Below are 24929 nucleotides of genomic sequence, written 5' to 3'. Positions count from 1 at the left end.
CCCGCGGGCGAGCGGCGTCAGCCTGACCGTCCGTCCGTCCGGCTGACGCCGCGGGCCAGGCGGGCCGCCGTCTCCCCGAGGTACGCGCGGAACTCGGGCGGCTTCACCACCTCGAAGTCGGCGGCCAGCGCGGTCAGGATGAGCACCGGCCAGTCGAACTCGTCCACGCGCAGCACGAGGCGGCAGCTCCCGTCGTCGACGGGTTCCACGACGCCGCCCGTCGCCGCGACCACGCGCCGGGCGTGCTCCAGCGAGGTCTGGACGATCACCACGATCTCCCAGGCGGTGGACTGCGAGGTGAAGCGGTCGCGCACGAACGCGGCCGGATCGCCGCCCGGCACCTCCCTGGGGCGGAACGGCACGCCGGTGGTGGCCGGGTCCCGCATCCGGTCCACCCGGAAGGTCCGCCAGTCGTGCCGGTCGAGGTCCCAGGCCAGCAGGTACCACCGGTGCCGCACGGACACCAGCCGATGCGGCTCCACCTGCCGCTTGCCCTCCGCACCTGGTTCCGGACGGGACGCCGGATCAGGGGCGTCGTAGGTGAAGTGGAGGCGTTCGGTGTCGCGGCAGGACTGGGCGAGGGTGGTGAGGGTGGCGGGGTCGGTCCGGGGTCCCGTCGAGGTGAACGGGCGGACCGTGTAGCGGGCCAGGGCGTCGACCCGGCGCCGCAGCCTGGGCGGCATGACCTGGACGATTTTGGCGAGGGCCTGGACGGACGCCTCCTCCGCGCCCACGACCGCGCCGTCCGCGGCCGCCTGGAGGCCGACCGCGATGGCCACCGCCTCGTCGTCGTCCAGGAGGAGGGGTGGCATGGCCTTACCGGATCGGAGCTGGTAGCCGCCGTCGACGCCGCGGGCGGCGTCGACCGGGTAGCCGAGCTCGCGCAGGCGGTCGATGTCGCGGCGCAGCGTGCGTTCGCTGACGCCGAGGCGGGCGGCGAGGTCGGTGCCGGGCCAGTGGCGGTGTGTCTGCAGGAGGGACAGCAGGCGCAGCATCCGGCCGCTCGTGTTCGCCATGACCGGAAGCATATTGCGGACGGAAAGTGGCCGGAATGGGTTCTAGCGTGGGTGGCATGACGGTTCTGGTGACGGGCGCCACGGGATTCGTGGGCCGCAACGTGGTGAAGCAGCTCCTGGACGAGGGAGTGCGGGTAAGGGCGACGACGCGCAGGCCCGAGGCGGCGCACGGGCTGCCGGACGGGGTCGAGGTGGCCGGGGCCGACCTGGAGCGGCCGGGGACGCTGGAAACGGCGCTGGCGGGGGTCAGGGCGCTGTACCTGTTCCCGGTCGAGGAGACCGCCGAGGAGGTGGTGGCGCTGGCCAAGGAGGCGGGCGTGCGGCGGATCGTCGATCTGTCGGCCGCCTCGGTCAGCGTCGGGCTGCATCACAACCCGGTCGAGACGGTCGTGGAGAAGTCGGGCCTGGAGTGGACGCACGTGCGGCCCGGCGGGTTCATGGCGAACATGCTGCAGCTCTGGGCGCCGTCGGTGCGGGCCGAGAGGGTGGTGCGCTATCCGTTCGCCGACGAGCCGATGAACCTCGTCCACGAGGCCGACATCGCCGCCGTCGCCGTACGGGCGCTGCTGGAGGACGGGCACCACGGCCGCGCGTACACGATCACCGGGCCCGCCTCGTGGACGGTCCGCGAGCAGGTCGCGGCCATCGGGGCGGCGCTCGGCGAGCCGGTGCGCTACGAGGAGGTCTCGCGCGAGCGGGCCAGGGAACTGCTCAAGGCGCAGGGCGGGTTCGCCGCCGCGTCGGCCGATCTCATGCTCGGCTTCGTCGACTACGACGGCGGCGCGGCCTCCGGCGAGGACGGCTACTCCGAGCAGGACTGGTCGGCGCTGGAGCGCCCGTGGCCCGATCTGGAGCAGGTGCTGGGCCGTCCCGGACGCACGTACGCCGATTGGGCCCGCGACCACATCGGGGATTTCCGGTGAATTCAGTGGATTGATTCCCGACGTCTCGGGCAGGGAAAGGCGGGCGCCCGGCACCCGGGCGCACCTAACCGGAGCGCGCAATTGACTTTACTTTCCTGATCAAACTCCGGCTAAACCTTAAACCGATCTCAATTTGGCAAGACCCTCAGCCTTACCTTCTGTGACAAAAATGGGTCTGCCATTTTATGGAACCAATACTGCAGACTGTGTCCCGTGGGTGCATCGGTACTGCCAGCAGGAGCGCCATCGGTCGACCAGGTGGCGGACCTCGTCGCGAAGGGAAGGGAGCGCGGCAGCGTAACCGTCGATGACGTCGCCGCCGCGCTCGACCGATCCGAGCTGCCGTCCGACGCGCTGGAACGCGTCGTGCGCATGCTCGCCGAGAACGGCGTGGAGGTCCTCGAGCCTCAGGGCGACGAGGAGACCACCCGCGCCGACGAGGAAGACGTAGGCAAACGCGCGCCGACCAGCGATCTTGTCCGCATCTACCTGCGCGAGATCGGCCGCGTGCCGCTGCTGACCGCTGAGGAGGAGGTGGAACTCGCCAAGTCGATCGAAGCCGGTCTGTTCGCCGAGGACAAGCTGGGCAACGGGGTCTCCCGCCTGGCCTTCCCCGAACTACGCGAGCTCGTCTGGCAGGGGACCAGGGCCAAGCAACGCCTCATCGAGGCCAACCTGCGACTCGTGGTGTCGATAGCCAAACGCTATGTGGGCCGCGGAATGCTCTTCCTGGACCTGATCCAGGAAGGCAATCTCGGCCTGATCCGCGCGGTCGAGAAGTTCGACTACACCAAGGGCTACAAGTTCTCCACGTACGCCACGTGGTGGATCCGGCAGGCGATCACTCGGGCGATTGCCGACCAGGCGCGCACCATTCGCATTCCGGTGCACATGGTGGAGACGATCAACAAACTCGTCCGGGTGCAGCGTCAGCTCCACCAGGACCTCGGGCGTGAGCCCATCCCCGAAGAGATCGCCAAGGAAATGGACCTGCCGGTCGATCGCGTGGTGGAGATCCAGCGCATCGCCCAGGAGCCGGTCTCGCTGCAGTCGCCGATCGGTGAGGAAGATTCCGACCTGGGCGACTTCATCGAGGACGCCGACGCGGTGGTCCCCATGGAAGCCGCCGCCTTCATCATGCTCCAGGACCAGCTCGACGACATCCTGGCGACCTTGTCGGATCGCGAGCAGCGCATCATCCAGTTGCGCTTCGGCCTCGCCGACGGTCATCCGCGCACGCTGGAGGAGGTCGGACGCGAGTTCGGCGTCACCCGCGAGCGCATCCGGCAGATCGAGTCCAAGACCCTGGCCAAGCTGCGCCACCCCACCCGCGCGCAGATGCTCAGGGACTACCTGGACTGAGTTCACCGACGCACGCGGGCCCGGACGCCTCCGGGCCCGCGCGTCCGTGTCTACGAGCAGCCCTCGAACTGGGGCACCGCGATCGTCGAGAAGTCCAGGCCGGTCGTGCCGAACCACTTCTTGAACAGCGACTTGGCCGTGCCGTCCTGGTACATGTCGGTGATCGCGCGGTTGACCGCCTCGCAGCCCTCCACGTCACCCACCCGCAGGCCCACGCCGGTCCGCTGCTCGTTGAAGCGCGCGTTGAGCAGTCGCAGGCCGGAGCCGTCCTTCGCGGCCAGGCCGGCGAGGATGATGTCGTTGGTGGTGATGGCGTCCACCTGCTTGGCCTTCAGGTACTGCAGGCAGGTGCCGTAGTCGGGCACCGGGACGAGCTGGGCGGCCACCTTGCGCTCCTCGACCACCCGCTGGCCGGCGTTGGCGCCCTGCACCTCGCAGATCCGCCGTCCCGCCAGGTCCCTGACCTTCTTGATCCGCTCCTCGTCGGGCCGTACCAGGATGTCCTGGTACGACAGGTGGTAAGGACCGGCGAACAACACCCGCGACTTGCGTTCCTGGGTGATGGAGAACGTGGCCAGCACCAGGTCGGCCCGGTCGTCGGCGAGCACCTTCTCCCGGTCGGCGGCCAGCACCGGCACGAACTGCGGCCGTGCCCCGAGCTTGGCGGCGAGGTAGCGGGCCACGTCCACGTCGAGGCCCTCGAACCCGCCGGAAGCCGTGCGCACGCCGATCCCCGGCAGGTCGGTACGGACGCCGATCCTGATCGTCTCCTTGCCCATCACGCTCTCGACCCCGCCGGTCCCGCAGGACACCGCCACGAGCGCCAGAACGGCCAGCGCCGCGATCCGCCTCATCGGTACTCCCTCAGCCGGGGCCACACGCCGGCGGCGATCAGGACGGCGGCCGCGCCGAGCGCCCACGGCGCCAGCCGCCACAGCCCGTCCAGCGCCCCGTCACCGGCGGCGACGGTCTTGGTGAACGTCGCCTCGTAGCGCTCGCCGACCGTCACCAGTTCCTTGTCGAACGCCGTGAAGCTCTTGGCCAGCTCGTCGAGCTTGGCCGAGACGGCCTGCGGGGTCTGCCCCGAGGTCGCCAGCGCGCGCATCCGGCCGTCGGCCTCCTGGAAGCGCCGGTAGGCGGCGAAGTTACCGGGGATGTTGCCGCGGACCGGGGCCAGCAGGCCCAGGCTGACCTGCCCGTTCTTGGCCAGGGTGGCGTGGTAGGCCTCCACGTTGCCGCCGTCGGCGTAGACGAGCGACTGCGACTTGTCGAGGAAGGCGTGCTCGTAGGTGTCGGCTCTGTCCGGGTCGAGCAGGTAGCGCGCCTGGTCGGCGTGGAGGCTGTTGCCGATGGCGCGGGCGCGGGCGGTGGTCAGCACCGCGTCGAAGCCGTCGCGCTTGGCCGCCGCGATCGACTGCAGCGCCTGCCCCAGCACGCCCACCCCGACCAGTCCCGCGATGACGGCCAGCCCGGTCGCGAGGAGCAGCGCGGGCGCCAGCCGCCGGCGGAAGGCACGGGCCAGATAGAGCTGCAGGGCCACGATGAGCCCGCCGACCGCGATCAGCGCGGCGATCAGCCCGAGCATGAGCAGCCGGACGGCCGCGCTCTCCTCGTCGTGGGTACGGCGCACGATCGTGCCGCTCTCCAGCGTCAGGTTGTACGCCTTGGGCAGCAGCTCCAGCCGCATCAGGTCGGTGGCCTGCCGGTAGACGCGCAACACCTCCACCGGAGGTACGCCCGCGGCGTGGGCCGACTGGGTGTTGAGCAGCAGGGCCTCGCCGGCCAGGCGTTCGTAGCGGCCCAGGCCGTCCAGGACGGACTGGATGGTGAGCCGCTCCGCCGGGTCCCCGTCGGCCAGCTCGAACGCGTCCAGCAGCGCCTGGTTGGCCTCCGTGCGGCGGCGCTCGTACTGGGCCAGGGCGGCGGTGCGGCGCTCCTTGTACTGGCTGCCCATGAGCAGCACGTCGGCGACCTGCGCGTCCATGTCGCTCAGCCCGAGATAGAGGCCGGCCGTGGCGACGACCTGCGGGCCGGAGTCGTGGCCGATCACCCGCAGGCCCTCGCGGGCGCTGCCGCTGCCGAAGGCGAGCAGCGCCGACAGCAGCGCGAGCGCGATCAGCACCGCGCCCGTGAGGGTGCGGACGCGGCCGGGCACGCTGTGGCGCGAGACGGCGTGCTGCGTGATCACCGGCGCGGGGACCGCGCTCTGAGTCTGCGCGGGCGGTGGCGTGGTGGCGGGCTGGACGATCGTCATGGCATGTTCTCGCGGATGGTGATGACGGTCCACGCGCCCACGTGGATGCGGTCGCCCGGCTTCACCGGCACCGGCACGTTGACCTTGAGCGCCTTGCCGTTGACGCGGGTGCCGTTGGCGGAGCCGGGGTCGACGAGGTCCCAGCCGCCGTCGTCCCTGAGCAGGAGGACGGCGTGCAGGTGGGAGACGCCCGGGTCCTGCGGCGGGCCGCTGAGGTCGATCTCGGGGTCGTTGCCGCCGGAGGATCGGTGCCGGCCGATCCGCACGTGCCGGCCGGCCATAGCGAACGAACGCTCGGGGCAGTACGGCGGGAAGGCCATGGCGGCCGCGTCGGGACCGCCTTCGGCGATGATCTCGTTGAAGTAGGCCCGGTCGGCGCCGGCGATCGCCTCCCAGCGCGTCGGCGGGGTCGCGCCAGGGCCGGGGGAGACGGGGGAGGACAGGTCCGGGTGGCCCTGCGTGTCGGCGGGTGCGTTGAAGTCGTGGCCGCAGACCTCGCAGAACTGCCCCGCCCGCGGCGCCTGGCACACCGGGCACGGCTCGCCGCCGCCGGCCGGGGCCGCCGCGACCTGAGTGGGGGGCTGGACGGTCAGAGAGGCCGCGACCCCGCCGCCGGACATCTGGGTGCCGCAGACGTCGCAGTAGTCGTCGGCGCCCGACGGGTGCCCGTTCGGGCAGGTGGCCATCAGCCCTCCTCCTTCCTCAGCTTGCTGGTGCGCACCGAGCCCGTGTCGAGCTCGATCATGTCGGCCTTGTCGACCTGGCGGCGCAGCCGGGCGGTGCCGGAGGAGTCGATCTCGACCACCTTGTCCAGCAGCCTCGCGGTGTCGCCGTGACCGGACTCGACCGCGATCTTCCTGGCCCTGGCCAGACGGGCGGTGGCGGTGTCCAGGTCGCCGGCGTCGCGGGCGCTGAGTCCCTCCTGGATCAGCACGGCCATCTCGGCCTGGCCGCTGTAGTGGGCGACCTTCGGGTTGAGCCGGGTGGACAGGGCCAGGTCGTCGGTCCACTGGGCCAGCACGTTGCCGCTGGCGAAGACCTCCTGCGTGTCCGGCAGCACGAGCTTCACCCAGCCGGCCCTGATCTCGTTGCCGATCTGGCCGGGCTGGTCGAGCTCCACGCACAGGTGGTAGACGCGCTCCTCGGCGCCCCAGGAGCCGGTCGGGTAGTCGCCGGTCAGCGGGTTCACGTCGGTGCGCTTGCCGGTGAGCTCCACGAGCGTGGGGTTGACCTGCTTGACGAACTTGATCCGCGAGTTCTGCGGCGCCCACAGGCGCAGGGCCAGCTCGGCCACGGTCTTGCCCATCGACTGCTGGGTCAGGTCGCGGAAGAACGCGGCCAGGTCGCCCTGGTTCCTGACGAAGGCGGAGGTGCCCAGCAGCGCCTCGGCCACCTTGCGCAGCTCGGCCGGAACCCAGTCCTCGCCGATGCCGAGGCTGTCGCAGACGAACCTGCCCTCGCACGCCTGCAACGCGCGGGCGAAGACGTCGGCGCTCTGGTTGTTCTGCCCGTCGGTCATCAGGATCGCGTGCTTGATGGCGTTCGGGTGGTAGCGGAACAGGTTCTCGGCCAGCTGGAGCCACCGGCCGATCTCGGTGCCGCCACCGGCGCCCAGCCGCCTGATCGCGCCCAGCGCCTCCTTGCGCGAGGCACCGTGCGCCGGGACCAGCCTGCCGCTCTGCGGATAGATCACCGCGGCCTCGTGGTTGCCGGCGATCACCGCGAAGTGCACGCCGTCGCGCAGCGCCTGCACCGCCGCGGAAGCGGCCTCCCTGGCATCCCTGATCTTGCTCCCGCTCATGGAGCCGGACACGTCGATGATGATGATCTCCGCGGCCTCGGTGGGCCCCGTGTCCTTGGTGACCGTCCCGGAGGACTCAATCGTCAGGACGGCGTGCACCTCGCGGCCATCGGTCGGCAGGAACTTGTTCTGGTCGATATTCAGCTTGAAGTCAGCCATCAGTGCCTCCTAGGGGGTTCACGGGGATCAGAACGACGGTCACGTTGTCCCGCCCGCCCGCGTCGAGCGCGTGCTTGAGCAGGTCGCGGGCGAGCGCCTGAGGCTCGCCCGCGTCGGGCACACCGTCGCCGAGGTAACCGGACAGGCCGTCCGTGCACACGCACAGAAGGCCCGGCTCGCTGGGCGCGAAGGTCCGCACATGCGGTTCGACCGGACCGGCGTCGGCGCCGAGCCAGGCGGTGATCTCGCCGGTGGGCGCGGCGTCGTCCACGGTCAGCTGGGTCCAGCCGGGCAGCCAGTACGCGCGGCTGTCGCCCGCCCAGGCCAGCGTGATCCGCCCGCCGCCCACCAGCGCCGAGACATAGGTACAGGCCGGCGGGTTGTCCGGGTCGTCGGCCAGATCGGCGACGGCGCGGAAGGCCAGCTTGAACGCCTCCTCCGACGAGGCGCCGCCGGCCAGCGCGGCCGAGGCGGTCCGGACGGCCGCCGCCGACGCCTCGTCCGCCCTGGGCGAGGAGGCGACGCCGTCGCAGACCACCGCCACGGTCATGCCGCCCGCCTCCAGCAGCGCCATCGCGTCCTCGTTGCGGGTACGGCGCAGCCCCTTGTCGGTCACCCCCGCGGCGCCCGTCTCCAGGGTCGCCTCCTCGTGGTCGCGGCCGGTGGGCTGGCGCAGGCCGCAGCGTTCGCAGTAGCCCTCGGGGTCCACGGTGGGGGTGCCGCACGCCGTACACGTGGGGGCGTTGAGCGGGTGGCCGCAAGCCTCGCAGAAGGAGTCGGACGGCAGCACCGAGGCCGCGCAGAGGGGACAGGTCATACCCACGTCCTCACCCGGACGGCGTTGGCCCGGTCGACCAGTGCGTGGCGTTCGCGGCGGGAGGTCGCGGCGTGGGCCAGGCGGCGGTAGATGCCCTCCAGCTGGCCGCGCACGCTCTCCTCGGTGAGCGGCTGCCCGGCGATCGTCAGGCCCGCCTGCGGGGCCGCCGTCGCGAGCCCGGCCAGCGCCGAGGTCAGGACCTCCGCCAGCATGCCGTCGCGGCGGCTCTGGTCGAGGTCGGTCAGCGCGTCGAGGCGGTCGGCGGCGCCGGCGGCCTCGCGCGCGTCGCCCGCCCGGGTGCGGGCGCCGATGGCCACGCAGGCGAGCTGGGCGGCCACGCGGTGGCTGGAGCTGGCCGGCACCTGGTCGAGCACGCGTACCGCCGAGGCGGTGTCGCCCGCGGCCAGATGGCGTCTGGCCAGGCCGAAGGCGGCACTGACGTAGGAGTGGTCGGTACGCCAGACGGTCTCGTACCAGCGGCCGGCGTCCTTGCCCGCGGCCTCCAGGGCCAGGGCGTAGGCCAGCTTGGGTGCGAGCTCGCCGGGCAGCATGGTGAAGGCCTCGTCGAACAGCCCGGCGGCCGTGTCGGCGTGGCCGGTGGCCAGCGCGTGCACGCCCCGGTACCAGGTCAGGCGCCAGTCGCCGCCCAGCGTGCCGGCGGCGTCGGTGAGCGCCTGCCCGGCCTCCGGGCTGCCGGTCTCGGCCAGCAGCCTGATCCGCGTCAGGACGGTCTCGGGCGTCTGCGGCATCGCCTCCACCTGGGCGAGCAGCTGCTGCGGGAAGCGCCCGGCGAGCCCCGCCAGCGCGCCGGCCGCGGGGTCGGCGGGATCGGCCAGCGGCACCGGCATCGCCGCCGCGGCCTCCAGCGGATCCAGTTCGGCGAAGACCCGGGCCGGGTCGGGGGACAGGGCCGCGCCCGCCGCCAGGCGTTCCGGCCCGAACAGCCCGGACACCTGCGGGAACGGGACGCCTTCCGCCTCGGCGCTGATCTCCCGCAGCACGCCGGTGAGCTGCTCCTCCATCTCCGCCGCGCTCTGGAAGCGGGCCAGCGGCTCGGGAGCGGTCGCCCGGCGCAGCAGCCGGGTGAAGGACTCGTGCCCGCAGTCGGCCGGCAGCGGGTTCTCCTTGCCGTCGCGCACCGGGCTGAAGCCGGGTATGGCCAGCACCGCCAGCGTCCTGGCCACGGTGTAGAGGTCGGAGACCACGGAGGAGGGCAGGTCTTCCAGTTCGGGCGCGTGGTAGCCGCGCGTCACCCACGAGGTGCCCGGTGGCGAGCCGAGCCGCTGGACCGCGCCCAGGTCGATGAGCTTGAGCCGCCTGCCGACGCGGATGGCGTTGGCGGGCTTGAGGTCGCAGTAGACCAGGCCCTGCTCGTGCAGGTAGCCGAAGGCGCGCAGGATCTCCCTGCCGTACTTGAGCGCGTCGCGCAGCGGGATCACGCCCTGGCGGCGCAGCTGGTGCAGCGACTGGCCGCCGACGAACTCCATGACGATGTAGCTGAGGCCGTCGTGGTGCTGGAAGTTGATGATGTCGACGATGTTCGGGTGGTCGACGGAGGTGAGGAAGCGCCGCTCGGCCTCGGCCGCGGCCAGGGCCTCGGCGTCGTTGGTGTTGAGCAGTCCCTTGAGCACGACGGGCTTGCCGTCGAGGTTCTGGTCGGTGGCCAGGTAGATCCAGCCGAGACCGCCGTGGGCCATCGCGCCCCGCACCTGGTACTGGCCGCCGACCAGGTCGCCCTCCACCAGCTTGGGGCTGAAGGAGAAGCGGGTGCGGCAGTTCGGGCAGAACCCGTCGGCACGGCCGGGCTGTCCGTCCCTGCCGCGGCCCACCGGCCGGGTGCACGAGGTGCAGAAGCGTTTGTCCTCGGCCACGTGCGGGTCCTTGAGCACCACGTCGTCGGGGTTGACGACCGGCACCGGCGGCAGGTCCTCCAGCGAGGATGCCAGCCGGCCGCCGGTCGAGCGGCTCACCGGGCCGCTGACCGGCGTGCTCATGGGCGTGCTCAGGGGACCGGTGGCCGGGGAAGCGCTCTGCGTGGCGGGCGGTGCGGCGGCCGGGTGGCCGCAGTAGTCGCAGTAGCCGTCTTCGATGGTGCCCGGGCAGCCCGGCTGGGCACACGTGGTCATCGGCTGCCTCCATGAATGGCGTTCTGGTAGAGGTCGACGGCGGTGGCCGCCTGCCTCAGGTCGCAGGGGGCGGTCCAGAGGATCTGGTGCGCCCGCTCGTACAGACGGGTGAACTCGGTGTTCTCCGCCAGGCCGACCCTGGCGGCCTTCGCCTGGGTGGCGGTGAGCCTGCCGCGCAGCTCGTCGCGGCGGCCGATGAGGCCGAACAGCGCCCGCGTGCTGGCCCGCGCCTTGTCGGCGGCCTCGGCGGCGGCTTTCTCCAGCGCGTCGAGGCGGGCCGATCTCGTGAGCCAGCCCTCGGTCGCGGCGTCGAGGCCGGACAGGTGGGCGACGAGGTCGCGCAGGCGGTTCCTGGGCGCCGCGGACGGCGGCAGGACGATCTTGACGACGACCTGGCCGTGGGCCATCCTGGCCTCCGCCTCGGCCTGCCGTACCGTGTCGATGGCGGCCAGCAGCCGGTCGCGGCGGGTGGCGTAGTCGCGCTTGGCGCGCACGGCGCGCTCCAGGTCGGCGCGGCTCGCATCGAGGAGCTTGGTGAGGCGGTCCAGCTCGGGGCCTGGGGGAGCGCATCCGATGGGGTCCTCGACGACCTGCGCGCGCACGCGGGCGAGGTCGGACTCGATCGCGCTGAGGTCCAGGCGCTCGCCCAGCTCGGCGGTCAGCGCCGCGAGCGCCTGCGCTCCTGCCTCTGCCTGCTCGATGCGGGGCAGGGCGGGGTTCCAGACGGCGTCGACGTCCTGCAGGGTCTTGGCGATCTCGCCGAACGCCGCGTCCATCCTGGCCACCGTCTGGTCGAGGGTGAGCAGCTCGTCCGGTTCCGCCTCGCCCAGCGTGCGCTGCTCCACGGGCTTGGCCGCGGCCTTGAGCACGACGGACGGGCCGGTCAGCAGCGCGGTGATCTCGGCCAGTTCCGCGGTACCCGGTTTACCGCGCCGTGCCCGTACCTCCTCCGCCTGCCGGAGCACGGCGCGGTAGAGGTCGTACAGCGCCCACATCGCGGCCACCGACGCCTGCGCGGCGGCCCACCTGCTCGCCGTGGCGCCCCGCAGGGTGGCGCCCTTGAGCAACTGGTAGGTGTTGTGGGCATCCAGATCGAGAAGGTCGCCCGAGATGCGGTCGCGTTCCTCCGCGCGTGCTCGGAGCTCATAGTCGGCGCCTTCCCGGCTCATGGGCAGACCCAGGCTCATCACACTCCCCGTTCAGGCCAGGTAGGGGGATCCCTGACTTGACCCTGATTCAACCCTGTGACGCCTGCATTTGGCTTGAATCCGCGCATACCGTCGATGACATGGGACGAATTCTTCTGATCATCGCCGCTCTCGTCGCGGCCTTCATTCTGCTCGGCCCGCTCGTGGGCCTCGTGTTCACGCTGATCAAGTGGGCCCTGATCATCGGCGCCGTCGGGCTCGGCGTCCTGCTGCTGAAGAAGGTGCTCACCGACTGAGGTCGCCTTGGTGGCGTACGTCACTCTCCACTGTTAGGTTAGGGGAAGCTAAGTTAGGGGCACCTTACGTCACCAGGAGAGCCCATGGCTTCCGTGCTCCGGACGCTCGCCCTGAGCGGTTGTCTCGCTCTCGCCCTGGCCGCCTGCGGCGGCACTGACGACGGAGCCGACGGCGGCACCGGGAGCGGCAGCGGCAGCGCCGGTTTCACCCAGGCCGCGCCCACCGGCGCGGTCAAGGAGACCGTGGCGGTGGCCGCCACCGACACCACCTGCGTGGCCGAGAAGACCGACCTGGCCGCCGGAGTCATCAAGTTCGCGATCAAGAACCAGGGCGCCCAGGCCACCGCGGTCTACGTCTACCGCGCCGACAAGAGCGTGGTCTCCGAACGCAACAACATCCAGCCGGGAGCCTCCGGTGAGCTCGTCGTCGAGCTGGGCGGCGGCTCCTACCAGCTGGCCTGCAAGCCCGGCCACAAGGGCGAGGGCATCCGCCAGGACTTCAAGGTCTCCGGCGAGCTGGCCAAGCAGGCCGACCCGCGCGTCACCCGCGCGGTCGAGGACTACCGCGCCTACGTCACCGCGCAGGTGGACGATACGATCGCCAAGACCAAGGGGTTCGTCGCCGCGGTCGAGAAGGGCGACGTGGACCGGGCCAAGGACCTCTACGCCCCCAGCCGCTACGGCTGGGAGAGCATCGAGCCGGTGGCCGAGGCGTTCGGCGACATCGACCCCAAGGTCGACCTGCGCGAGGCCGACCTCGAAGAGGGGCAGCAGTGGACCGGCTGGCACCGCCTGGAGAAGGCCCTCTGGACCGCGCCCGGCACGCTGGCCAAGGAGGAGAAGTACGGCGACCTCCTGCTCAAGGACCTCGCCGACCTCAAGTCCCGCATCCCCAAGGCGCAGATCGACGCCACCTCCATGGCCAACGGCGCCAAGGAACTCCTCGACGAGGTGGCCACCGGGAAGATCACCGGCGAGGAGGAGGCCTTCTCGCACACCGACCTGTGGGACTTCGCCGCCAACGTCGAGGGCGCCAAGAAGGTCTACGACCTGCTCACGCCCGTTCTGCAGGAGAAGAACCCGGCCCTGGTCACCACCCTGGACACCGAGTTCGCCGACCTGGACGAGCTGCTGAAGGCGCACGCCTCCGGCGACGGCTGGGTCACCTACGACAAGCTGTCCAAGGCCCAGGTCAAGGAGCTGGCAGACGGCGTCAACGCGCTCGCCGAGCCGCTGTCCGGGCTGGCCGACGCCGTGGCGGGCTGAGCCGTGGCCGTCTCCCGCAGGAAGCTGCTCACGGGCGCGGGCCTGGCGGCCGGCGCGGGCGTCGCGGTGGCGGGAGTCTCCCTGGTACGGCTCGGCGGCCCGGAACCCGCCCGGGCGGCGCCGTCCGCCGTCCCCTTCCACGGCCCGCACCAGGCCGGCATCGCCACCCCGGTCCAGGACCGGCTGCACTTCGCCGCCTTCGACCTCGTCGAGCCCTCAGTGCCCAAGGCGGTGGCGCTGCTGAAGGCGTGGACCGAGGCGGCCGTACGGATGACCGCCGGGCAGGAGGTCGGCAGGGGTGCGCTGGGCTCGGCGCTGGCCCCGCCCGACGACACCGGGGAGGCGCTCGGGCTGCCCGCCTCGCGGCTCACGCTCACCGTGGGCTTCGGCCCGTCGTTCTTCGACCGGCTCAAGCTGACCGCCCACCGGCCCGCCCAGCTGCGGAGGCTGCCGCACTTCCCGGCCGACAAGCTGGATCCGGCGCGCAGCGACGGCGACCTGTGCGTCCAGGCGTGCGCCGACGACCCCCAGGTGGCGGTGCACGCGGTCAGGAACCTGGCCAGGCTGGCCTTCGGCGCCGCCGCGGTGCGCTGGTCGCAGCTCGGCTTCGGCAAGACCTCCTCCACCACGCCGGACGCCCAGACGCCGCGCAACCTCATGGGGTTCAAGGACGGCACCAACAACATCGCCTTCAACGACCGGGCCGCGCTCGACCGGCACGTGTGGGCGGGCGCGGAGGCGCCGTCGTGGCTGCGCGGCGGCTCGTACCTGGTGGCCAGGCGGGTCCGGATGCACATCGAGACCTGGGACCGTACCTCGCTGCGGGAACAGGAGGACATCTTCGGGCGGACCAAGGGGGAGGGCGCGCCCTACGGCGGGCGGCGCGAGCACGACGCGGTCGACCTGGCCAGGCAGCCCGCGGACTCGCACGTGCGGCTGTCGAACCCGGATTCGCTGGGCGGGGTGCGCATCCTGCGCAGGGGCTACTCGTTCACCGACGGCACCGACGGGCTGGGGCGGCTGGACGCGGGGTTGTTCTTTCTCGCCTACCAACGCAACCCCGAAACCGGATTTATCCCGATTCAGCGGGCGTTGGCTCGGCAGGATCCGCTCAACGAGTACATCCAGCATGTCGGGTCCGGGATCTGGGCCTGCCCGCCGGGCGTCGCACCCGGGCAGTTCTGGGGGCAGGCGTTGTTCGGGGTAAGGGCGTAGTCGTTACGGCGGGCGGCCCGTGAGCCCTCACGGGCGGCGCTCGACGGAGGCCCGCTGGGGGCGGCGGGGCGGGGGGATGGCGAAAGCCGTACGAGATCCTCAGGTTTTTGGGGGTTTGGGTTTTGACGTGGGGCGCGCATAGTGGGTTGATGGAAGCGCGGCCCGCGGTCGATGACGCCGCGCTCGGGCGCGAGGCCATGGCCGTGCTCGAGGCGAACTGGACGGGGACCGCTACCGTGCCCGCGCCCGGCCTCTACCCCCACCAGTGGAGCTGGGACTCCGGCTTCGTCGCCATCGGCCTCGCCCGCCACCGCCCCCAGCGCGCCCACGCCGAACTCGCCGGGCTGCTCGCCGGGCAGTGGTCCACCGGCATGGTGCCGCACATCGTCTTCCACACCCCCGAGGCGTACTTCCCCGGCCCGTCCGTCTGGCGCTCCCAGGATCACGCCGCGGCGCCCGGCGGCGTCCTCACCTCCGGCCTCACCGCGCCGCCGCTGCACGCGCTCGCCACCTGGTGGATCTGGCGGCACGGCGGCGACGCCGCCTTCGCGCGCCACCTGTATCCGAAGCTCGCCGCCCAGCACGCCTACCTCGCCGCCGCCCGCGACCTGGGCGGCTCGGGACTCGCCGCGATCATCCATCCGTGGGAGTCCGGCATGGACGACAGCCCGTCCTGGGACGAGCCGCTCGCCGCCCTCCCCGAGATCCGGTACGGCTACCGCAACGTCGAACTCGACGAACGCCACCCCGACAGCGACCACGACCGCTACGTCTGGCTCGCCCTGCGCTACCGCAACGCCGGATACCGCCCCGAGTACCTGCGCGACGAGCACCCCTTCGCCGTCGAGGACCCGTTCTTCAACGGCATCTGGCTCGCCTCCTGCCAAGCCCTCGCCGAACTCGCCCGGGTCGCGGGAGCCGACCCCGCACCCCACCGCGAGCAGGCGGAACGCATCAGGCAGGCGCTGCTCGACCGGCTCTGGGACGGCTGCTTCTACGCCCGCGACCTGCGTACCGACCGCCTCATCCGGGTCAGCACCATCGGCGCGTTCGGCCCCCTGCTCGACCCCGGCCTGCCCGCCGACCACGTGCGCGTCCTGATCGACGTGCTGGAGTCGGCCAGGTTCATGGGCGCCACCGGCTATCCCGTTCCGAGCTGCGAGATCAGGGCCGCCCAGTTCGACCGCACCCGCTACTGGCGCGGCCCGTCCTGGGTCAACACCAACTGGCTGCTGCGCCGTGCCGCCGCCGTCCACTCACTCGGCCAGCTCTCCCGCCAGCTCACCACCGGCACCCTGCGTCTGGTCAGGCAGGCCGGGTTCCGCGAGTGCTTCGACCCGTTCGACGGCAGCGGGCGCGGGTGCAGGGACTTCTCCTGGAGTGCGGCGCTCACCCTCGACCTGCTGGCCGATAGCGTGGAGGAATGAGCTTCCTGAGCCGCCTGCCCGCCGACGTCCGCAAATCCCTGGCCACCGAGCCTGGGGAGCGCGTGCTCGCCTTCGCGCCCTCGGGCGACGGGTACGTGGTGGCCACCGATCGGGCGTTGTTCCTGCCTGACGGGGGGCGGGTGCCGTACGAGACGATCGACCGCGCGGCGTGGAGCGAGGACGGCGTGCTGAACATCGCGACCACCACCGGCGAGCGTCACCAGGCGCCGGTGCGCGAGCCGCGCCGCCTGCCCGAGACGGTACGCGAGCGGGTGAACGCCACGATCGTGGTCAACAAGCACGTGCGGCTGCCGGGGCGGGGCGGAGTGCGCCTGGTCGCCCGCCGCCCGCCGGGCGGCGACGTGAAGGAATGGACGCTCGTGTTCGACGAGGGCATCGACCCCGACGACCCGGGCGTGCGCGCCCAGGCCGAACAAGCCCTTGAGGGTGTACGGCGGAGCATGGGCGTCTAGGCCGTCGCCAGGAAGTCCCGGACGGCGGCGGCGAACGCCTCCGGGGCCGAGGTGTAGACGAGGTGGTCGGCGTCCACCTGGGCCGCGGTGGTGCCGGGGCGGCGATCGACCATGGCGCGCACCTGCTCGGCGGGGATGACGCCCCTGGTCGCATGGACGAGCAGGGCGGGGCAGCCGCTCTTCGTCCAGTCGGCCCAGTGGTCGCCGTGCACGTGCTCCTCCGACTCGTACATCTCCTTCGGGTGGAACGGCAGGCGCCAGGTGCCGTCGGGGTTCTCCCTCAGCCGGTCGGCGAAGAAGGGCGCGGCCTGGCCCAGGCCCGTGACCAGCGCGTCGCGGGTCGCCGCCTCGTGGGGCAGGTCCAGCAGGAAGCCGAAGGGGTTCTTGCCGTCCAGCCCCAGTTCCGCCGGTCCCTCTGCGTTGACGAGCGCGCTGACGCGGCCGGGGTGGCGGGCGGCGAACTGGTAGGCGTTGATGGCGCCCAGTGAGTGCCCCAGGAGCGCGACGCGGTCCAGATTCAGGTGGTCAAGCAGGGCTTCCAGGTCGGCCAGGTAGCCCTCGCGCGAATAGTCCGCGGCACGGTCGGACTCGCCCTGTCCGCGCTGGTCGGGGGCGATCAGCCGCCGGCCGGGGCCCAGGTCGGCGGCCAGGCGGGCGAACGTGGCGCCCTCGGACAGGTGTCCGTGCAGCGCGACCAGCGGGCGGCCGGGGCCGCCGAAGTCGAGATAGGACAGGCGGCGGCCGTCGATGGTCAGTTCGGCGCGGTTCTCCATGAGGTGACCCCTTTCGCGGTGATGGTGGCAGAACCGTAGCCTCCGTTTGCGCAAACGCGCAAGACAACCGTCTAAGACAGATGTTCCGCTACGATCGCGGCATGGGAAATCGCGAAGACCTCCTCGCCGGGGCCCGCCGATGCCTGGAGGAGAGGGGGTGGGCGCGCACCACCGTCCGCGACATCGCCGCGGCCGCGGGCGTCAGCACGGCCGCCATCGGCTACCACTTCGGCTCCCGCGAGGCGTTGCTCACCGCCGCGCTCATCGAGGCACTCGACGACTGGGGTACGGAAACGGGCCGCACGCTGGCCGCCTACGGAGCCGGAGACGCCACGCCCGCCCAGCGCTACGAGGCCATGTGGGACCGGGTGATCGAATCCTTCTCCGCGCACCGGACGTTGTGGCTGGCCTCCATCGAGGCGCTCGTCCAGGCCGAGCACTCCGACGAGCTACGCCGCTACCTGGCCGGCGGGCAGGCTCAGGGACGGCAGGGGCTGGCCGCCATCCTGGGCGGCGTCGAAGAGGGCGCCGCCGGTGACGCCGAGGCGCGTACACTCGGCGCGGTTCAGATGGCCCTGCTCACCGGACTGGTGACACAGTGGCTCACCAATCCGGGCCAGACCCCGGCCGGGGCCGACGTGGTCGCCGGCCTGAGGGCGCTGGCCCGCATCGTCTCTCAGTAGGGAACGCCGGTCTCCTCGGGCTTGCGTTCCTCGTCCGGCCAGCCGGTGCCCGTGTCATGGTGGTTGAACCGCGACAGGAACGGAACCCGGTCGCCGACCTTGGCCTTCGTCTTCGAAGCCGCCTTGGAGACCTGTGCTCCGAGCAGCCCCGCGGCCTCCTGCACCGTGGGACTGTCGGCCACCCGCTGGGCGGCCCGCTTGATCTGCTCGTAACGCTCACGACCGGCGCGGCTGCCCAGCACATAGCCCACAGCCAGGCCAATCGCGAATGTCATCCGATAACGCATCTTGCACCTCCGCTGTCTCCCGGCCTACCCCACTATCGATGCGACACGCACTCCCGGAGTGCGCTAATCTATTCATGCGCCGAACGAGAGGCCCAAAGCCCCGCCGATCAGCGCGAAGTTCGATCCCGTGTAGCTCAACCGGCAGAGCAGCCGGCTGTTAACCGGCAGGTTATAGGTTCGAGTCCTATCGCGGGAGCAGGACAGTGCCCACCGAGGCACAGCTCAGGCCCTCTACCCAGACAACAGGTAGGGGGCCTGAGCCGTTCCGGGGGCCACTACCCCGTTTGCTCGTCGTTGCCGAAGATGATCTGGGCGCCATGCCCGCCTTCTTGGTGGTCACCCGTAGGCCCCGCAGGGCATCGAGCAACGTTCCGTCATCGCGGGTGAAGACCAGTCCGTGTTCCTGCCACAGTTCACCGGCGGCGAGTCGCCGAGCGGTCTGACGGGCTCGGTGCTTCTCGAGTTCCTCGACCACGAGCACCGGCAGAGCGAGGGCACGGCGACTTCTTGATCTTCGGCGATAGGGGCGTTGGGGAGTTGCGGTAGATAGGTGGCTAGCCGGGACCGATCAAAACGGTGGGATCCTGGTTCGAGCCGATTACATCGCCAGTTCGGGGATGAATGCCGCCAGGGCGCTTGATACGAGAGGCGCCAATGCGGTCAGCATGGTCAGCGGTGAGCCCAACAGCGACACGTCCAGATGCAGCAGCCGTTCGAGGTGTTTACGCTGACCGTCCCAGCCCTCCTCGAAGCGCAGCCCAGTTGGCACCGGTATCGCCGCCTCTACCAGCCGCGCCGCACTCGTCCGCCAGTACGCCAGCATAGGCACCATGAGTATGAGAAGGAGAAAGGCAAATGTTGCGCCGTAGAGCAACACGTAGACCGACGGATACCAGTCGGGCTGACCTTCCGTGACGGGGGACGCCTCGATGTATACGCCTCGGAGAGCACCGGTGGTCAAGATCGTGGCGACCACGAGGACCGAAAGAGCCAGTGCGCACCGTACTATCGCTTCCCACAGCACGGCTAAACGGCGAAAAGCAGGTAAGAGTGGCGATTCGCCGCTGGTTTCCGGCGCCACTGCTGCTGCGGCCGTCGCCTCGATCTCCGCTCGCACATCGCGGCTGGCGGAGTGGATCAGCCAAACCATCGCCAGCCAAGGTATCGCGGCGACGGCGCCGACAATGACCAGAACCCCGGCGCGGACATCGAGGCGCGTGACAGGCAACCGTGGCATATGGCTGAACGCTGTGCCGGATGCCTGCGTCACAGCCCCGACCCCGATGGTCACGAACACCACTGCTAGCAGAACGTAAACAACTATCTGAGCATGCTGCGCAGTATCACCCGCGTTCCACTCGTGCCGCAGTTCGGCGATCCCCCGAAGCAGCACGATGAGAAAGAGCAACACGCTGGCCGACGCGGTAACTCGCCACAGGAGCCAGCTCATTGAATGAACCACTGCCTGGCTGGCCGGAGTGCCTTGGCCGGCCCCCCACGACAGAGCGAGCACCACGACCACGAGCACCACGACGGCGAGCACACTTTTCAGCGCGGGCGAGAACCGGACCAGCTTCGAAGACATGTCAACCCCTTGGCCGATTGGCTGCCGGCGAACACTCAAGGATTAGTTTTGAGCGTCCGTCGAACCTGGTCAACGCAAAAGGAATCAGGTGAGCTCAAGGCCGAGATCAGCGCTCAGCCCCAGGTCAACGAAACCTTTGAGAACAGCGACCGAGTGGCGATGTGAATGACATCAGGGGTGCGCAAAGTGGCGCTTGCACTCCATCACGACCGCAGCGAAGCTCAGCGCAGGCGCACACAAGGGCCCGGCGCGAGGCAGACTCCGAACCGGAGGTTCCATGGCACTGAGAGACCTTGAAAGCGGTGAAGGCTGGCTTCCCCCAACTGCTCGACTGGTTCGGGATTCAGGTGAGCTCCTGTTCATCCCGCCCAACCTGGGCGAGTCTGAATCTGAGGCCCACGCCTACGCGAGGGAGTGGTTTCGGCGACGCTTCGCGCCCGCGATGAACGCGTTCGAGATCGGGCAACGCGAGGATCTTGATTCCGAACAGGATGCGGATCTGATCGCGCAGCTCGGGCAGTATCCCCCAGGGACGAGGGTCGCCTTCGGTGTGGCCTACATCGACGGCTTCCCGCCTCTACCGGAACTCGATGACCCCAACGACGGTGAGTTCTACCGTAGAGGCGGCCTCGCAAGCCGTTGAGCCGGATCGCCACTCTGTCGAAGCCAGCGGGCACGGGGCACAGCTCAGACTTTGATGACAGTGACGCGTACGCCGCACAGCGCGGCAAGGTCCTCAGGGTCGGACGTGAGGACCGTGACGGGTCCTGGAGCGGCGAGCGCGGTGGCGCTGAGCATGGCGTCGATGGCGTGCTTGTGCCCATGCAGGCCGGCGTCGGACAGGAGCGTGGCGGCGTGGCGGGCGACGGTCTCCGTGATCGGCTCGACGACGAGACGGGACAGCGTCCACTCCTGGGCGGGCCGATTGGCGCGGGGGTGGACCACCTCGACGAGAGCGGCGGCGGAGGTGATGACGCGGAGGTCGTCGGCACGAGCGAGAGCGAGCCAGGTAGTGACCGTTCGATCACGCAGAACCGCCTTGGCCAGCCCCTCGCTGTCGAGGACAAGAGTGCCGCTGGGAACCGCGGGGGAACGGGTCACGCGGCTGACCCACCAGCGGCCCGTCCCCGCCGGGCCTGGTGAAGCTGGTCGCGCAACGCTTGGACCTCGTCGTCGGTGATGGGGCCATGCTCGGCCTCCGCGACCTGGATGAGTTCGTTGAGGTTGTCGCGCTCGATCTGGCGGGCCACGGCGGCGGCGACGTAGGCGGACAGCCCGGAAGGGCCACTCCGGGACCGGGCGGCCTCGGCGATGTCACGCGGCATCGTGATCGAATACTTGCCAGTAGGCTCGCTCATGCTCTTTATCTTGGTGCATCGCGATCGCCTGAATCGTGGGCAGGAACGATCTGTTCGGCACTGTCCTTCCGCGTCTACCCCGGCTGTGCGCACGCCATTGACCAGGAAAGAAAGCCTGGACGGGTGATCGGATCAGTCACGCACGTCCGGTTCCGATCCACGTCCCGCAGGGAAGCAGTGCTAGACAGAGGCACCGTGAGGGAGGCGGCGATGGACCAAGGCACCCGCGGCGAGCTCATCAGCCGGCTGGCCGAGGCGATCGCGGCCGTCACGACCGCGCACCCGCTGCGGGTCGCCATCGACGGGCCGCCCGCCGCCGGCAAGACCACGCTGGCCGACGAGCTCGCCGTCGTCCTGCGTGCGCGGGACTGCGACGTCATCCGGGCGACCATCGACGATTTCCTCGTCCCCCGCGCGCAGCGCTACCGTCGCGGCCGGTACTCGGCCGAGGGCTGCTACTTCGACGCCCACGACCATGCCGCGTTGTGCCGGGTTCTGCTCGATCCGCTGGGTCCCGGCGGAGACCGGAGGTTCCGGCACGCGGTCTACGACGCGGACACCGACACCCCTTCTTCCCCGCCGGCCATGGCCGCCTCCGCGGACGCCGTACTGCTCTTCGACGGCGTCTTTCTCCTACGCCCAGAGCTCATTGACCGGTGGGACCTGCGTATCTTCGTGTCCGTCCCTTTCGAGCGGACGGTGGACCGCGCCCGGGCCCGAGGCGCAGCGCTGGCCGGATCCACCGCCGAAATCGAACGGTCCTGGCGCCACCGCTACATCCCCGCCCAGCAGCTCTACTTCGCCACAGCCCGCCCGACCGACCATGCCGACGTCATCGTGTACAACGACCAGCTTCAGCAGCCGGCCTGGGAAGTCCGGCCACACGTGGAGCGCAGCTTTTAGAGGCGGCCGAGGGCTTTGGCCAGTTCGGTGGCGGTGGTGGCGATGACCTTCTGGTCGGGGGAGACGCCGTTGGTGTTGCGGTTGGTGAAGATCGAGATGATGATCGGCGCCTTTGACCTGGGTGGCCAGGCGATCGCGATGTCGTTCGCGGTGCCGTAGTTGCTCGCGCCGCCCGTACCCGTCTTGTCGCCTACCGTCCAGTCCTTGGGGAGTCCGGCACGGATGCGCTCGGCGCCGGTGACGGAGGCGCGCAGCCAGCCGATCAGCCGGTCTCTGTCGCCGGGGTGGAGGGCTTTGCCCGCGGTGATTTTGGACAGGCTGGCGGCGGCTGCCGCCGGGGTGCTGGTGTCGCGTACCTCGCCGGGCTTCCATTCGGTGAGGTGGGGCTCGAAGCGGTCCAGGCGGCTGGCGCGGTCTCCCAGGGAGCGGAAGTACGCGGTCAGGCCGGCCGGGCCGCCGATCTGCTTCAGCAGCATGTTCCCCGCGAAGCCGTCGCTTTTGGTGACCGCGGCGCGGCAGAACTGGGCCGGGGTCATGCCGGTGTCGGTGTATTCGCGGGTTTCCGGGGAGTTCTCCAGCACCTCTTCCGGCTTCCAGCGCTGGACGCGGTCCAGGAGGCCGGGGTCGGTGTCGCGGGCCTTTCGCAGGACGGCGGCGCACGCGTACGCCTTGAACATGGAATTGAAGGGGAACCGCTCGTTCGCCCGATATCCGATGGTCTTGCCGGTGGCCAGGTCGATGGCCGCGGCGCCGATGCGCCCGTCGTAGGACTTCTCGAGCTCCCGCAGTTTGCGCTCCAGCTCGGTCTGGGCGGTGCGCGCGTGCACCGGGGAGGCGGAGGCGAGCAATGCGGCCGCGGTGAGCACCGCCGTGGCACTCCGGAAGGGAAATCGCATAGCGGAGAGCAGAGCAGAGATCGCCGCCGCATGTCCAATAGCGATATGGATCATGGATTGATGGCGAAACGGATATGACAGCTCGATGTGGAGTCAGAGGGGCGGGAAGCCGGGGTCGCGGCGTTCGAGGAAGCTGGCCACGCCCTCGGCGAAGTCGGGGCGGCCGAACGAGGCGAGCATCTCCTGCACGGCGGTCTTGGTGGAGGCCTCCAGTGTGACGTCCCAGTCGTTCCACACCTGGCGCTTGATGACGGCCATCGAGGCGGGTGAGCTGTGCACGGCCAGTTCGCGCGCGTACGCCTGAGCGCCGGCCAGCAGTTCGCCGGCGGGCAGGACGCGGTTGACCAGGCCCATCTCGTACGCCTCTGCGCCGGTGAAGACGCGGCCGGACAGCAGCACGTCCATCGCCCGCTGCTGGCCCATCAGCCGGGGCAGGATCCACGACAGCCCGTACTCGGCGACCAGGCCGCGCCGGGGGAAGGCGGTGGTCCACTTGGCCTCGGCCGCGGTGAAGACCAGGTCGCAGACGAGCGCGTGGACCATGCCGAGCCCGGCGCAGGCGCCGTTCACCGCGGCGATGACCGGCTTGCGGATCGTGGTGGGGAAGGTGTTGGGGCGTGGGTCCGGAGTCTCGTCGTAGTCGCCGGTCTGCAGCGCGGTGAGTGTCTGGAAGTCGGCGCCGGAGCAGAAGCCCTTGCCCGCTCCGGTCACGACGACGGCGCGTACCGCGGTGTCCTTCTCGGCCTGTTCGAGCAGGTCGAAGTAGCGGCGGCCGAGCGCGTCGGTCCAGGCGTTGAGCCGCTCCGGACGGTTGAACGTCAGCGTCAGCACGCCCCGGTCGAGCGAGGAGAGAACGAGTTCCGGCATGCCGTAACCGAATCATGTTCTAGGGCGCGCGCGCAAGGACCCCGCTCAATGGCGCGGGACGTAGGCGGGGGTGAGCGTGGACTGGTCGTAGTAGCGGTGGAAGACCGGCGTGGCCGCCCCCGAGATCGGCGGGACGATCCACGACCAGTCCGCCGGGCAGACCCGCCCGGCCTTCTCCTCGCGCTCCAGATGGGTGAGGAAGCGGCGCGATTCGGTGTGGTGGTCGGTCATCGTCACCCCCGCCCGGTCGAAGGAGTGCAGCACCGCCACGTTCAGCTCCACCAGCGCGTGGTCACGCCACAGTGAGCGCTCGGTCGAGGTGTCGAGACCGAGGCGCTCGGCCACCACGGGAAGCTGGTCGTAGCGGGCGGCGTCGGCGAGGTTGCGCGCGCCGATCTCCGCGCCCATGTACCAGCCGTTGAAGGGCGCGCACGGGTAGCAGATCCCGCCGATCTCCAGGCACATGTTCGAGATGGCCGGTACGGCGTGCCACCGCAGCCCCAGATCCGCGAACCACCGGTACTCCGGATGCTCGATCGGCACCTCCAGCACCGCGTCCCCGGGCAGATGGCATAACAGCGGCTCCCCGAACCCCGGCTGGATGACCAGCGGCAGCACGTCGAAGCGCCCCAGGCCGCCCCGCCAGCCCAGTTCGCGGGCCAGCGCCGTCAGCCCGGCGGCACGCGGGTCGCCGATCACCGAGCCGTCGCGGGCGCGGTGGCCGGCGTACCGGATGAGCTGCTCGTTGAGGATGCGCGGACCGGGGCGGGCGGGCGCGTCGGGGGCGAACACCGTGATCGTGGGCCGGATCCTGCCGTCGCCGGTCGCCTGGCGCAGGTGCTCGACGCATTCCAGGGCCACGCCCTCGGCACTGGAGATCGTGCGCCGGTCGCGGACCTTGAGCGATCGCCAGTAGAGGCGGCCGATGCAGCGGTCGTTGTTGCGCCAGGCGACCCTGGCGCCGAACTGGAGCTCCTCGGGGGTGTGGGTGTAGGTGCCGTGGCGGGCCACGTCGGTGGCCACCTGGCGCAGGCGGGGCAGCAGGTCGCCGGCGCCGGGGTTCTCGGCGTGGAAAAGCCTGATGAAGCGCTCCGCCTCGCGGAGGTCGACCGTTCGCTCGATGATCGTGTGGATGGAGACGGCATCGAAGGGACGCAGGGACCTGATCCAGGTACGCACGCAGTGAACCAACGCATTCCGCAACACGGATCGCCTGGCCGGTTCCGGGCCGGCCTGACGTCCTCGTGGCGGCGCCCTCTCCACGCCGCCCCGTTTCCGCAGCAGTTCACATCCT

26 protein-coding genes and 1 tRNA gene are annotated in these 24929 nt (G+C 70.7%); 11 read left to right on the top strand and 16 right to left on the bottom strand.

Annotation, left to right across the window (positions count from 1 at the left end; genetic code table 11):
• Positions 1–17: 17 nt before the first annotated feature.
• Complete coding sequence (locus ACFWYW_RS10805; protein WP_379640960.1) at positions 18–1016, bottom strand: helix-turn-helix transcriptional regulator; 999 nt, start codon at positions 1014–1016, stop codon at positions 18–20.
• Positions 1017–1072: 56 nt separating this feature from the next.
• Between ACFWYW_RS10805 and ACFWYW_RS10800 the strand changes: the two genes are divergently transcribed.
• Together ACFWYW_RS10800 and rpoD are read left to right on the top strand one after the other, a co-directional pair.
• On the top strand, positions 1073–1939 hold the full coding sequence (locus tag ACFWYW_RS10800; RefSeq protein WP_379619643.1) for an SDR family oxidoreductase: 867 nt from the start codon (positions 1073–1075) through the stop codon (positions 1937–1939).
• A gap of 258 nt (positions 1940–2197) precedes the next feature.
• Positions 2198–3301 carry an RNA polymerase sigma factor RpoD gene (gene rpoD / locus ACFWYW_RS10795; RefSeq protein ID WP_312896804.1) on the top strand — a complete coding sequence of 368 codons (1104 nt, stop codon included), beginning with the start codon at positions 2198–2200 and terminating at the stop codon, positions 3299–3301.
• 50 nt (positions 3302–3351) lie between these two features.
• On the opposite strand, the gene ACFWYW_RS10790 is transcribed toward rpoD, so the two are convergent.
• Genes ACFWYW_RS10790 through ACFWYW_RS10760 form a run of 7 tightly spaced genes read right to left on the bottom strand, consistent with a single transcriptional unit; the run spans position 3352 to position 11645 of the window.
• Positions 3352–4155 carry a transporter substrate-binding domain-containing protein gene (locus ACFWYW_RS10790; RefSeq protein ID WP_379619641.1) on the bottom strand — a complete coding sequence of 268 codons (804 nt, stop codon included), beginning with the start codon at positions 4153–4155 and terminating at the stop codon, positions 3352–3354.
• Positions 4152–5555, bottom strand: coding sequence for a hypothetical protein (locus ACFWYW_RS10785; protein WP_379619639.1), 1404 nt, complete (start codon positions 5553–5555; stop codon positions 4152–4154). Before ACFWYW_RS10785 ends, ACFWYW_RS10790 begins: the two co-directional genes overlap by 4 nt.
• Positions 5552–6241, bottom strand: a complete 690-nt coding sequence (locus ACFWYW_RS10780) for an FHA domain-containing protein (RefSeq protein WP_379619637.1) — start codon at positions 6239–6241, stop codon at positions 5552–5554. The genes ACFWYW_RS10785 and ACFWYW_RS10780 overlap by 4 nt, the downstream gene beginning before the upstream one ends.
• Positions 6241–7515, bottom strand: a complete 1275-nt coding sequence (locus tag ACFWYW_RS10775; protein ID WP_379619634.1) for a VWA domain-containing protein — start codon at positions 7513–7515, stop codon at positions 6241–6243. Before ACFWYW_RS10775 ends, ACFWYW_RS10780 begins: the two co-directional genes overlap by 1 nt.
• Positions 7508–8332, bottom strand: coding sequence for a PP2C family serine/threonine-protein phosphatase (locus tag ACFWYW_RS10770; protein ID WP_379632727.1), 825 nt, complete (start codon positions 8330–8332; stop codon positions 7508–7510). The genes ACFWYW_RS10775 and ACFWYW_RS10770 overlap by 8 nt, the downstream gene beginning before the upstream one ends.
• Complete coding sequence (locus ACFWYW_RS10765) at positions 8329–10458, bottom strand: tetratricopeptide repeat protein (RefSeq protein ID WP_379619630.1); 2130 nt, start codon at positions 10456–10458, stop codon at positions 8329–8331. The genes ACFWYW_RS10770 and ACFWYW_RS10765 overlap by 4 nt, the downstream gene beginning before the upstream one ends.
• Complete coding sequence (locus tag ACFWYW_RS10760) at positions 10455–11645, bottom strand: hypothetical protein (protein ID WP_379619628.1); 1191 nt, start codon at positions 11643–11645, stop codon at positions 10455–10457. The genes ACFWYW_RS10765 and ACFWYW_RS10760 overlap by 4 nt, the downstream gene beginning before the upstream one ends.
• Before the next feature lie 101 nt (positions 11646–11746).
• Here ACFWYW_RS10760 and ACFWYW_RS10755 point away from each other — a divergent pair, with 101 nt between their 5' ends.
• From ACFWYW_RS10755 to ACFWYW_RS10735, 5 genes are all read left to right on the top strand, one after another.
• Positions 11747–11902, top strand: coding sequence for a hypothetical protein (locus tag ACFWYW_RS10755; protein ID WP_379619625.1), 156 nt, complete (start codon positions 11747–11749; stop codon positions 11900–11902).
• 84 nt (positions 11903–11986) lie between these two features.
• Complete coding sequence (gene efeO / locus ACFWYW_RS10750; RefSeq protein WP_379619623.1) at positions 11987–13168, top strand: iron uptake system protein EfeO; 1182 nt, start codon at positions 11987–11989, stop codon at positions 13166–13168.
• Positions 13169–13171: 3 nt separating this feature from the next.
• Positions 13172–14383 (top strand): iron uptake transporter deferrochelatase/peroxidase subunit, encoded by a 1212-nt coding sequence (efeB, locus tag ACFWYW_RS10745; protein WP_379619620.1) that lies wholly within the window; start codon positions 13172–13174, stop codon positions 14381–14383.
• Positions 14384–14532: 149 nt separating this feature from the next.
• Positions 14533–15810: an amylo-alpha-1,6-glucosidase gene (locus ACFWYW_RS10740; protein WP_379619618.1), complete on the top strand. Its 1278-nt coding sequence runs from the start codon at positions 14533–14535 to the stop codon at positions 15808–15810.
• Complete coding sequence (locus ACFWYW_RS10735; RefSeq protein WP_379619616.1) at positions 15807–16283, top strand: hypothetical protein; 477 nt, start codon at positions 15807–15809, stop codon at positions 16281–16283. Before ACFWYW_RS10740 ends, ACFWYW_RS10735 begins: the two co-directional genes overlap by 4 nt.
• Here the strand turns inward: ACFWYW_RS10735 and ACFWYW_RS10730 are convergent.
• The gene (locus ACFWYW_RS10730) at positions 16280–17056 is read right to left on the bottom strand and encodes an alpha/beta fold hydrolase (RefSeq protein ID WP_379619614.1); all 777 of its coding nucleotides are present in this window, start codon (positions 17054–17056) and stop codon (positions 16280–16282) included. The genes ACFWYW_RS10735 and ACFWYW_RS10730 overlap by 4 nt on opposite strands.
• A 101-nt stretch (positions 17057–17157) precedes the next feature.
• Here ACFWYW_RS10730 and ACFWYW_RS10725 point away from each other — a divergent pair, with 101 nt between their 5' ends.
• A complete protein-coding gene (locus tag ACFWYW_RS10725; RefSeq protein ID WP_379619612.1) occupies positions 17158–17739 on the top strand; it encodes a TetR/AcrR family transcriptional regulator in 582 nt (193 codons plus the stop codon).
• Here the strand turns inward: ACFWYW_RS10725 and ACFWYW_RS10720 are convergent.
• Positions 17733–18026: a YtxH domain-containing protein gene (locus ACFWYW_RS10720; RefSeq protein WP_379619610.1), complete on the bottom strand. Its 294-nt coding sequence runs from the start codon at positions 18024–18026 to the stop codon at positions 17733–17735. The two genes, ACFWYW_RS10725 and ACFWYW_RS10720, sit on opposite strands and share 7 nt — an antisense overlap.
• Before the next feature lie 123 nt (positions 18027–18149).
• On the opposite strand from ACFWYW_RS10720, the gene ACFWYW_RS10715 reads away from it, so the two are divergent.
• Positions 18150–18222, top strand: a tRNA-Asn gene (locus tag ACFWYW_RS10715).
• Positions 18223–18624: 402 nt separating this feature from the next.
• Here ACFWYW_RS10715 and ACFWYW_RS10710 read toward each other — a convergent pair.
• Complete coding sequence (locus tag ACFWYW_RS10710; RefSeq protein ID WP_379619608.1) at positions 18625–19611, bottom strand: hypothetical protein; 987 nt, start codon at positions 19609–19611, stop codon at positions 18625–18627.
• Positions 19612–19888: 277 nt separating this feature from the next.
• Between ACFWYW_RS10710 and ACFWYW_RS10705 the strand changes: the two genes are divergently transcribed.
• Entirely contained in the window at positions 19889–20254 is a 366-nt protein-coding gene (locus ACFWYW_RS10705; protein ID WP_379619606.1) for a hypothetical protein, read from the top strand.
• 44 nt (positions 20255–20298) lie between these two features.
• Here ACFWYW_RS10705 and ACFWYW_RS10700 read toward each other — a convergent pair whose 3' ends face one another.
• Positions 20299–20712, bottom strand: coding sequence for a type II toxin-antitoxin system VapC family toxin (locus tag ACFWYW_RS10700; protein ID WP_379619604.1), 414 nt, complete (start codon positions 20710–20712; stop codon positions 20299–20301).
• Positions 20709–20969, bottom strand: coding sequence for a CopG family transcriptional regulator (locus ACFWYW_RS10695; protein WP_379619602.1), 261 nt, complete (start codon positions 20967–20969; stop codon positions 20709–20711). The genes ACFWYW_RS10700 and ACFWYW_RS10695 overlap by 4 nt, the downstream gene beginning before the upstream one ends.
• Before the next feature lie 210 nt (positions 20970–21179).
• Between ACFWYW_RS10695 and ACFWYW_RS10690 the strand changes: the two genes are divergently transcribed.
• Positions 21180–21872 carry a cytidylate kinase family protein gene (locus tag ACFWYW_RS10690; protein ID WP_379619600.1) on the top strand — a complete coding sequence of 231 codons (693 nt, stop codon included), beginning with the start codon at positions 21180–21182 and terminating at the stop codon, positions 21870–21872.
• Here ACFWYW_RS10690 and bla read toward each other — a convergent pair.
• The 3 genes from bla to ACFWYW_RS10675 form a co-directional block, all read right to left on the bottom strand.
• Entirely contained in the window at positions 21869–22768 is a 900-nt protein-coding gene (gene bla, locus ACFWYW_RS10685) for a class A beta-lactamase (protein ID WP_379619598.1), read from the bottom strand. The two genes, ACFWYW_RS10690 and bla, sit on opposite strands and share 4 nt — an antisense overlap.
• Positions 22769–22861: 93 nt before the next feature.
• Positions 22862–23635 carry an enoyl-CoA hydratase-related protein gene (locus ACFWYW_RS10680; protein ID WP_379619596.1) on the bottom strand — a complete coding sequence of 258 codons (774 nt, stop codon included), beginning with the start codon at positions 23633–23635 and terminating at the stop codon, positions 22862–22864.
• Positions 23636–23680: 45 nt separating this feature from the next.
• Entirely contained in the window at positions 23681–24814 is a 1134-nt protein-coding gene (locus ACFWYW_RS10675; RefSeq protein ID WP_379619594.1) for a nitric oxide synthase oxygenase, read from the bottom strand.
• Positions 24815–24929 lie beyond the last annotated feature (115 nt).

Origin of the sequence: Nonomuraea sp. NPDC059023 (assembly GCF_042740095.1) — a bacterium.
Classification (GTDB): domain Bacteria; phylum Actinomycetota; class Actinomycetes; order Streptosporangiales; family Streptosporangiaceae; genus Nonomuraea.
Note: the sequence above shows the minus strand (reverse complement) of the source record. Positions and strands in the feature narration are given on the sequence as shown.

What these genes read in the sequence shown, in the direction of transcription:
- ACFWYW_RS10695 (WP_379619602.1), bottom strand. Translation starts at nt 20,969, where the DNA reads ATGAGCGAGCCTACTGGCAAGTATTCGATCACGATGCCGCGTGACATC.
- ACFWYW_RS10800 (WP_379619643.1), top strand. Translation starts at nt 1,073, where the DNA reads ATGACGGTTCTGGTGACGGGCGCCACGGGATTCGTGGGCCGCAACGTG.
- ACFWYW_RS10690 (WP_379619600.1), top strand. Translation starts at nt 21,180, where the DNA reads ATGGACCAAGGCACCCGCGGCGAGCTCATCAGCCGGCTGGCCGAGGCG.
- ACFWYW_RS10780 (WP_379619637.1), bottom strand. Translation starts at nt 6,241, where the DNA reads ATGGCCACCTGCCCGAACGGGCACCCGTCGGGCGCCGACGACTACTGC.
- ACFWYW_RS10770 (WP_379632727.1), bottom strand. Translation starts at nt 8,332, where the DNA reads ATGACCTGTCCCCTCTGCGCGGCCTCGGTGCTGCCGTCCGACTCCTTC.
- efeO (WP_379619623.1), top strand. Translation starts at nt 11,987, where the DNA reads ATGGCTTCCGTGCTCCGGACGCTCGCCCTGAGCGGTTGTCTCGCTCTC.
- ACFWYW_RS10755 (WP_379619625.1), top strand. Translation starts at nt 11,747, where the DNA reads ATGGGACGAATTCTTCTGATCATCGCCGCTCTCGTCGCGGCCTTCATT.
- ACFWYW_RS10720 (WP_379619610.1), bottom strand. Translation starts at nt 18,026, where the DNA reads ATGCGTTATCGGATGACATTCGCGATTGGCCTGGCTGTGGGCTATGTG.
- ACFWYW_RS10705 (WP_379619606.1), top strand. Translation starts at nt 19,889, where the DNA reads ATGGCACTGAGAGACCTTGAAAGCGGTGAAGGCTGGCTTCCCCCAACT.
- ACFWYW_RS10760 (WP_379619628.1), bottom strand. Translation starts at nt 11,645, where the DNA reads ATGAGCCTGGGTCTGCCCATGAGCCGGGAAGGCGCCGACTATGAGCTC.
- ACFWYW_RS10805 (WP_379640960.1), bottom strand. Translation starts at nt 1,016, where the DNA reads ATGGCGAACACGAGCGGCCGGATGCTGCGCCTGCTGTCCCTCCTGCAG.
- ACFWYW_RS10730 (WP_379619614.1), bottom strand. Translation starts at nt 17,056, where the DNA reads ATGGAGAACCGCGCCGAACTGACCATCGACGGCCGCCGCCTGTCCTAT.
- bla (WP_379619598.1), bottom strand. Translation starts at nt 22,768, where the DNA reads ATGCGATTTCCCTTCCGGAGTGCCACGGCGGTGCTCACCGCGGCCGCA.
- ACFWYW_RS10710 (WP_379619608.1), bottom strand. Translation starts at nt 19,611, where the DNA reads ATGTCTTCGAAGCTGGTCCGGTTCTCGCCCGCGCTGAAAAGTGTGCTC.
- ACFWYW_RS10725 (WP_379619612.1), top strand. Translation starts at nt 17,158, where the DNA reads ATGGGAAATCGCGAAGACCTCCTCGCCGGGGCCCGCCGATGCCTGGAG.
- ACFWYW_RS10680 (WP_379619596.1), bottom strand. Translation starts at nt 23,635, where the DNA reads ATGCCGGAACTCGTTCTCTCCTCGCTCGACCGGGGCGTGCTGACGCTG.
- ACFWYW_RS10735 (WP_379619616.1), top strand. Translation starts at nt 15,807, where the DNA reads ATGAGCTTCCTGAGCCGCCTGCCCGCCGACGTCCGCAAATCCCTGGCC.
- ACFWYW_RS10785 (WP_379619639.1), bottom strand. Translation starts at nt 5,555, where the DNA reads ATGACGATCGTCCAGCCCGCCACCACGCCACCGCCCGCGCAGACTCAG.
- ACFWYW_RS10740 (WP_379619618.1), top strand. Translation starts at nt 14,533, where the DNA reads ATGGAAGCGCGGCCCGCGGTCGATGACGCCGCGCTCGGGCGCGAGGCC.
- ACFWYW_RS10790 (WP_379619641.1), bottom strand. Translation starts at nt 4,155, where the DNA reads ATGAGGCGGATCGCGGCGCTGGCCGTTCTGGCGCTCGTGGCGGTGTCC.
- ACFWYW_RS10775 (WP_379619634.1), bottom strand. Translation starts at nt 7,515, where the DNA reads ATGGCTGACTTCAAGCTGAATATCGACCAGAACAAGTTCCTGCCGACC.
- ACFWYW_RS10765 (WP_379619630.1), bottom strand. Translation starts at nt 10,458, where the DNA reads ATGACCACGTGTGCCCAGCCGGGCTGCCCGGGCACCATCGAAGACGGC.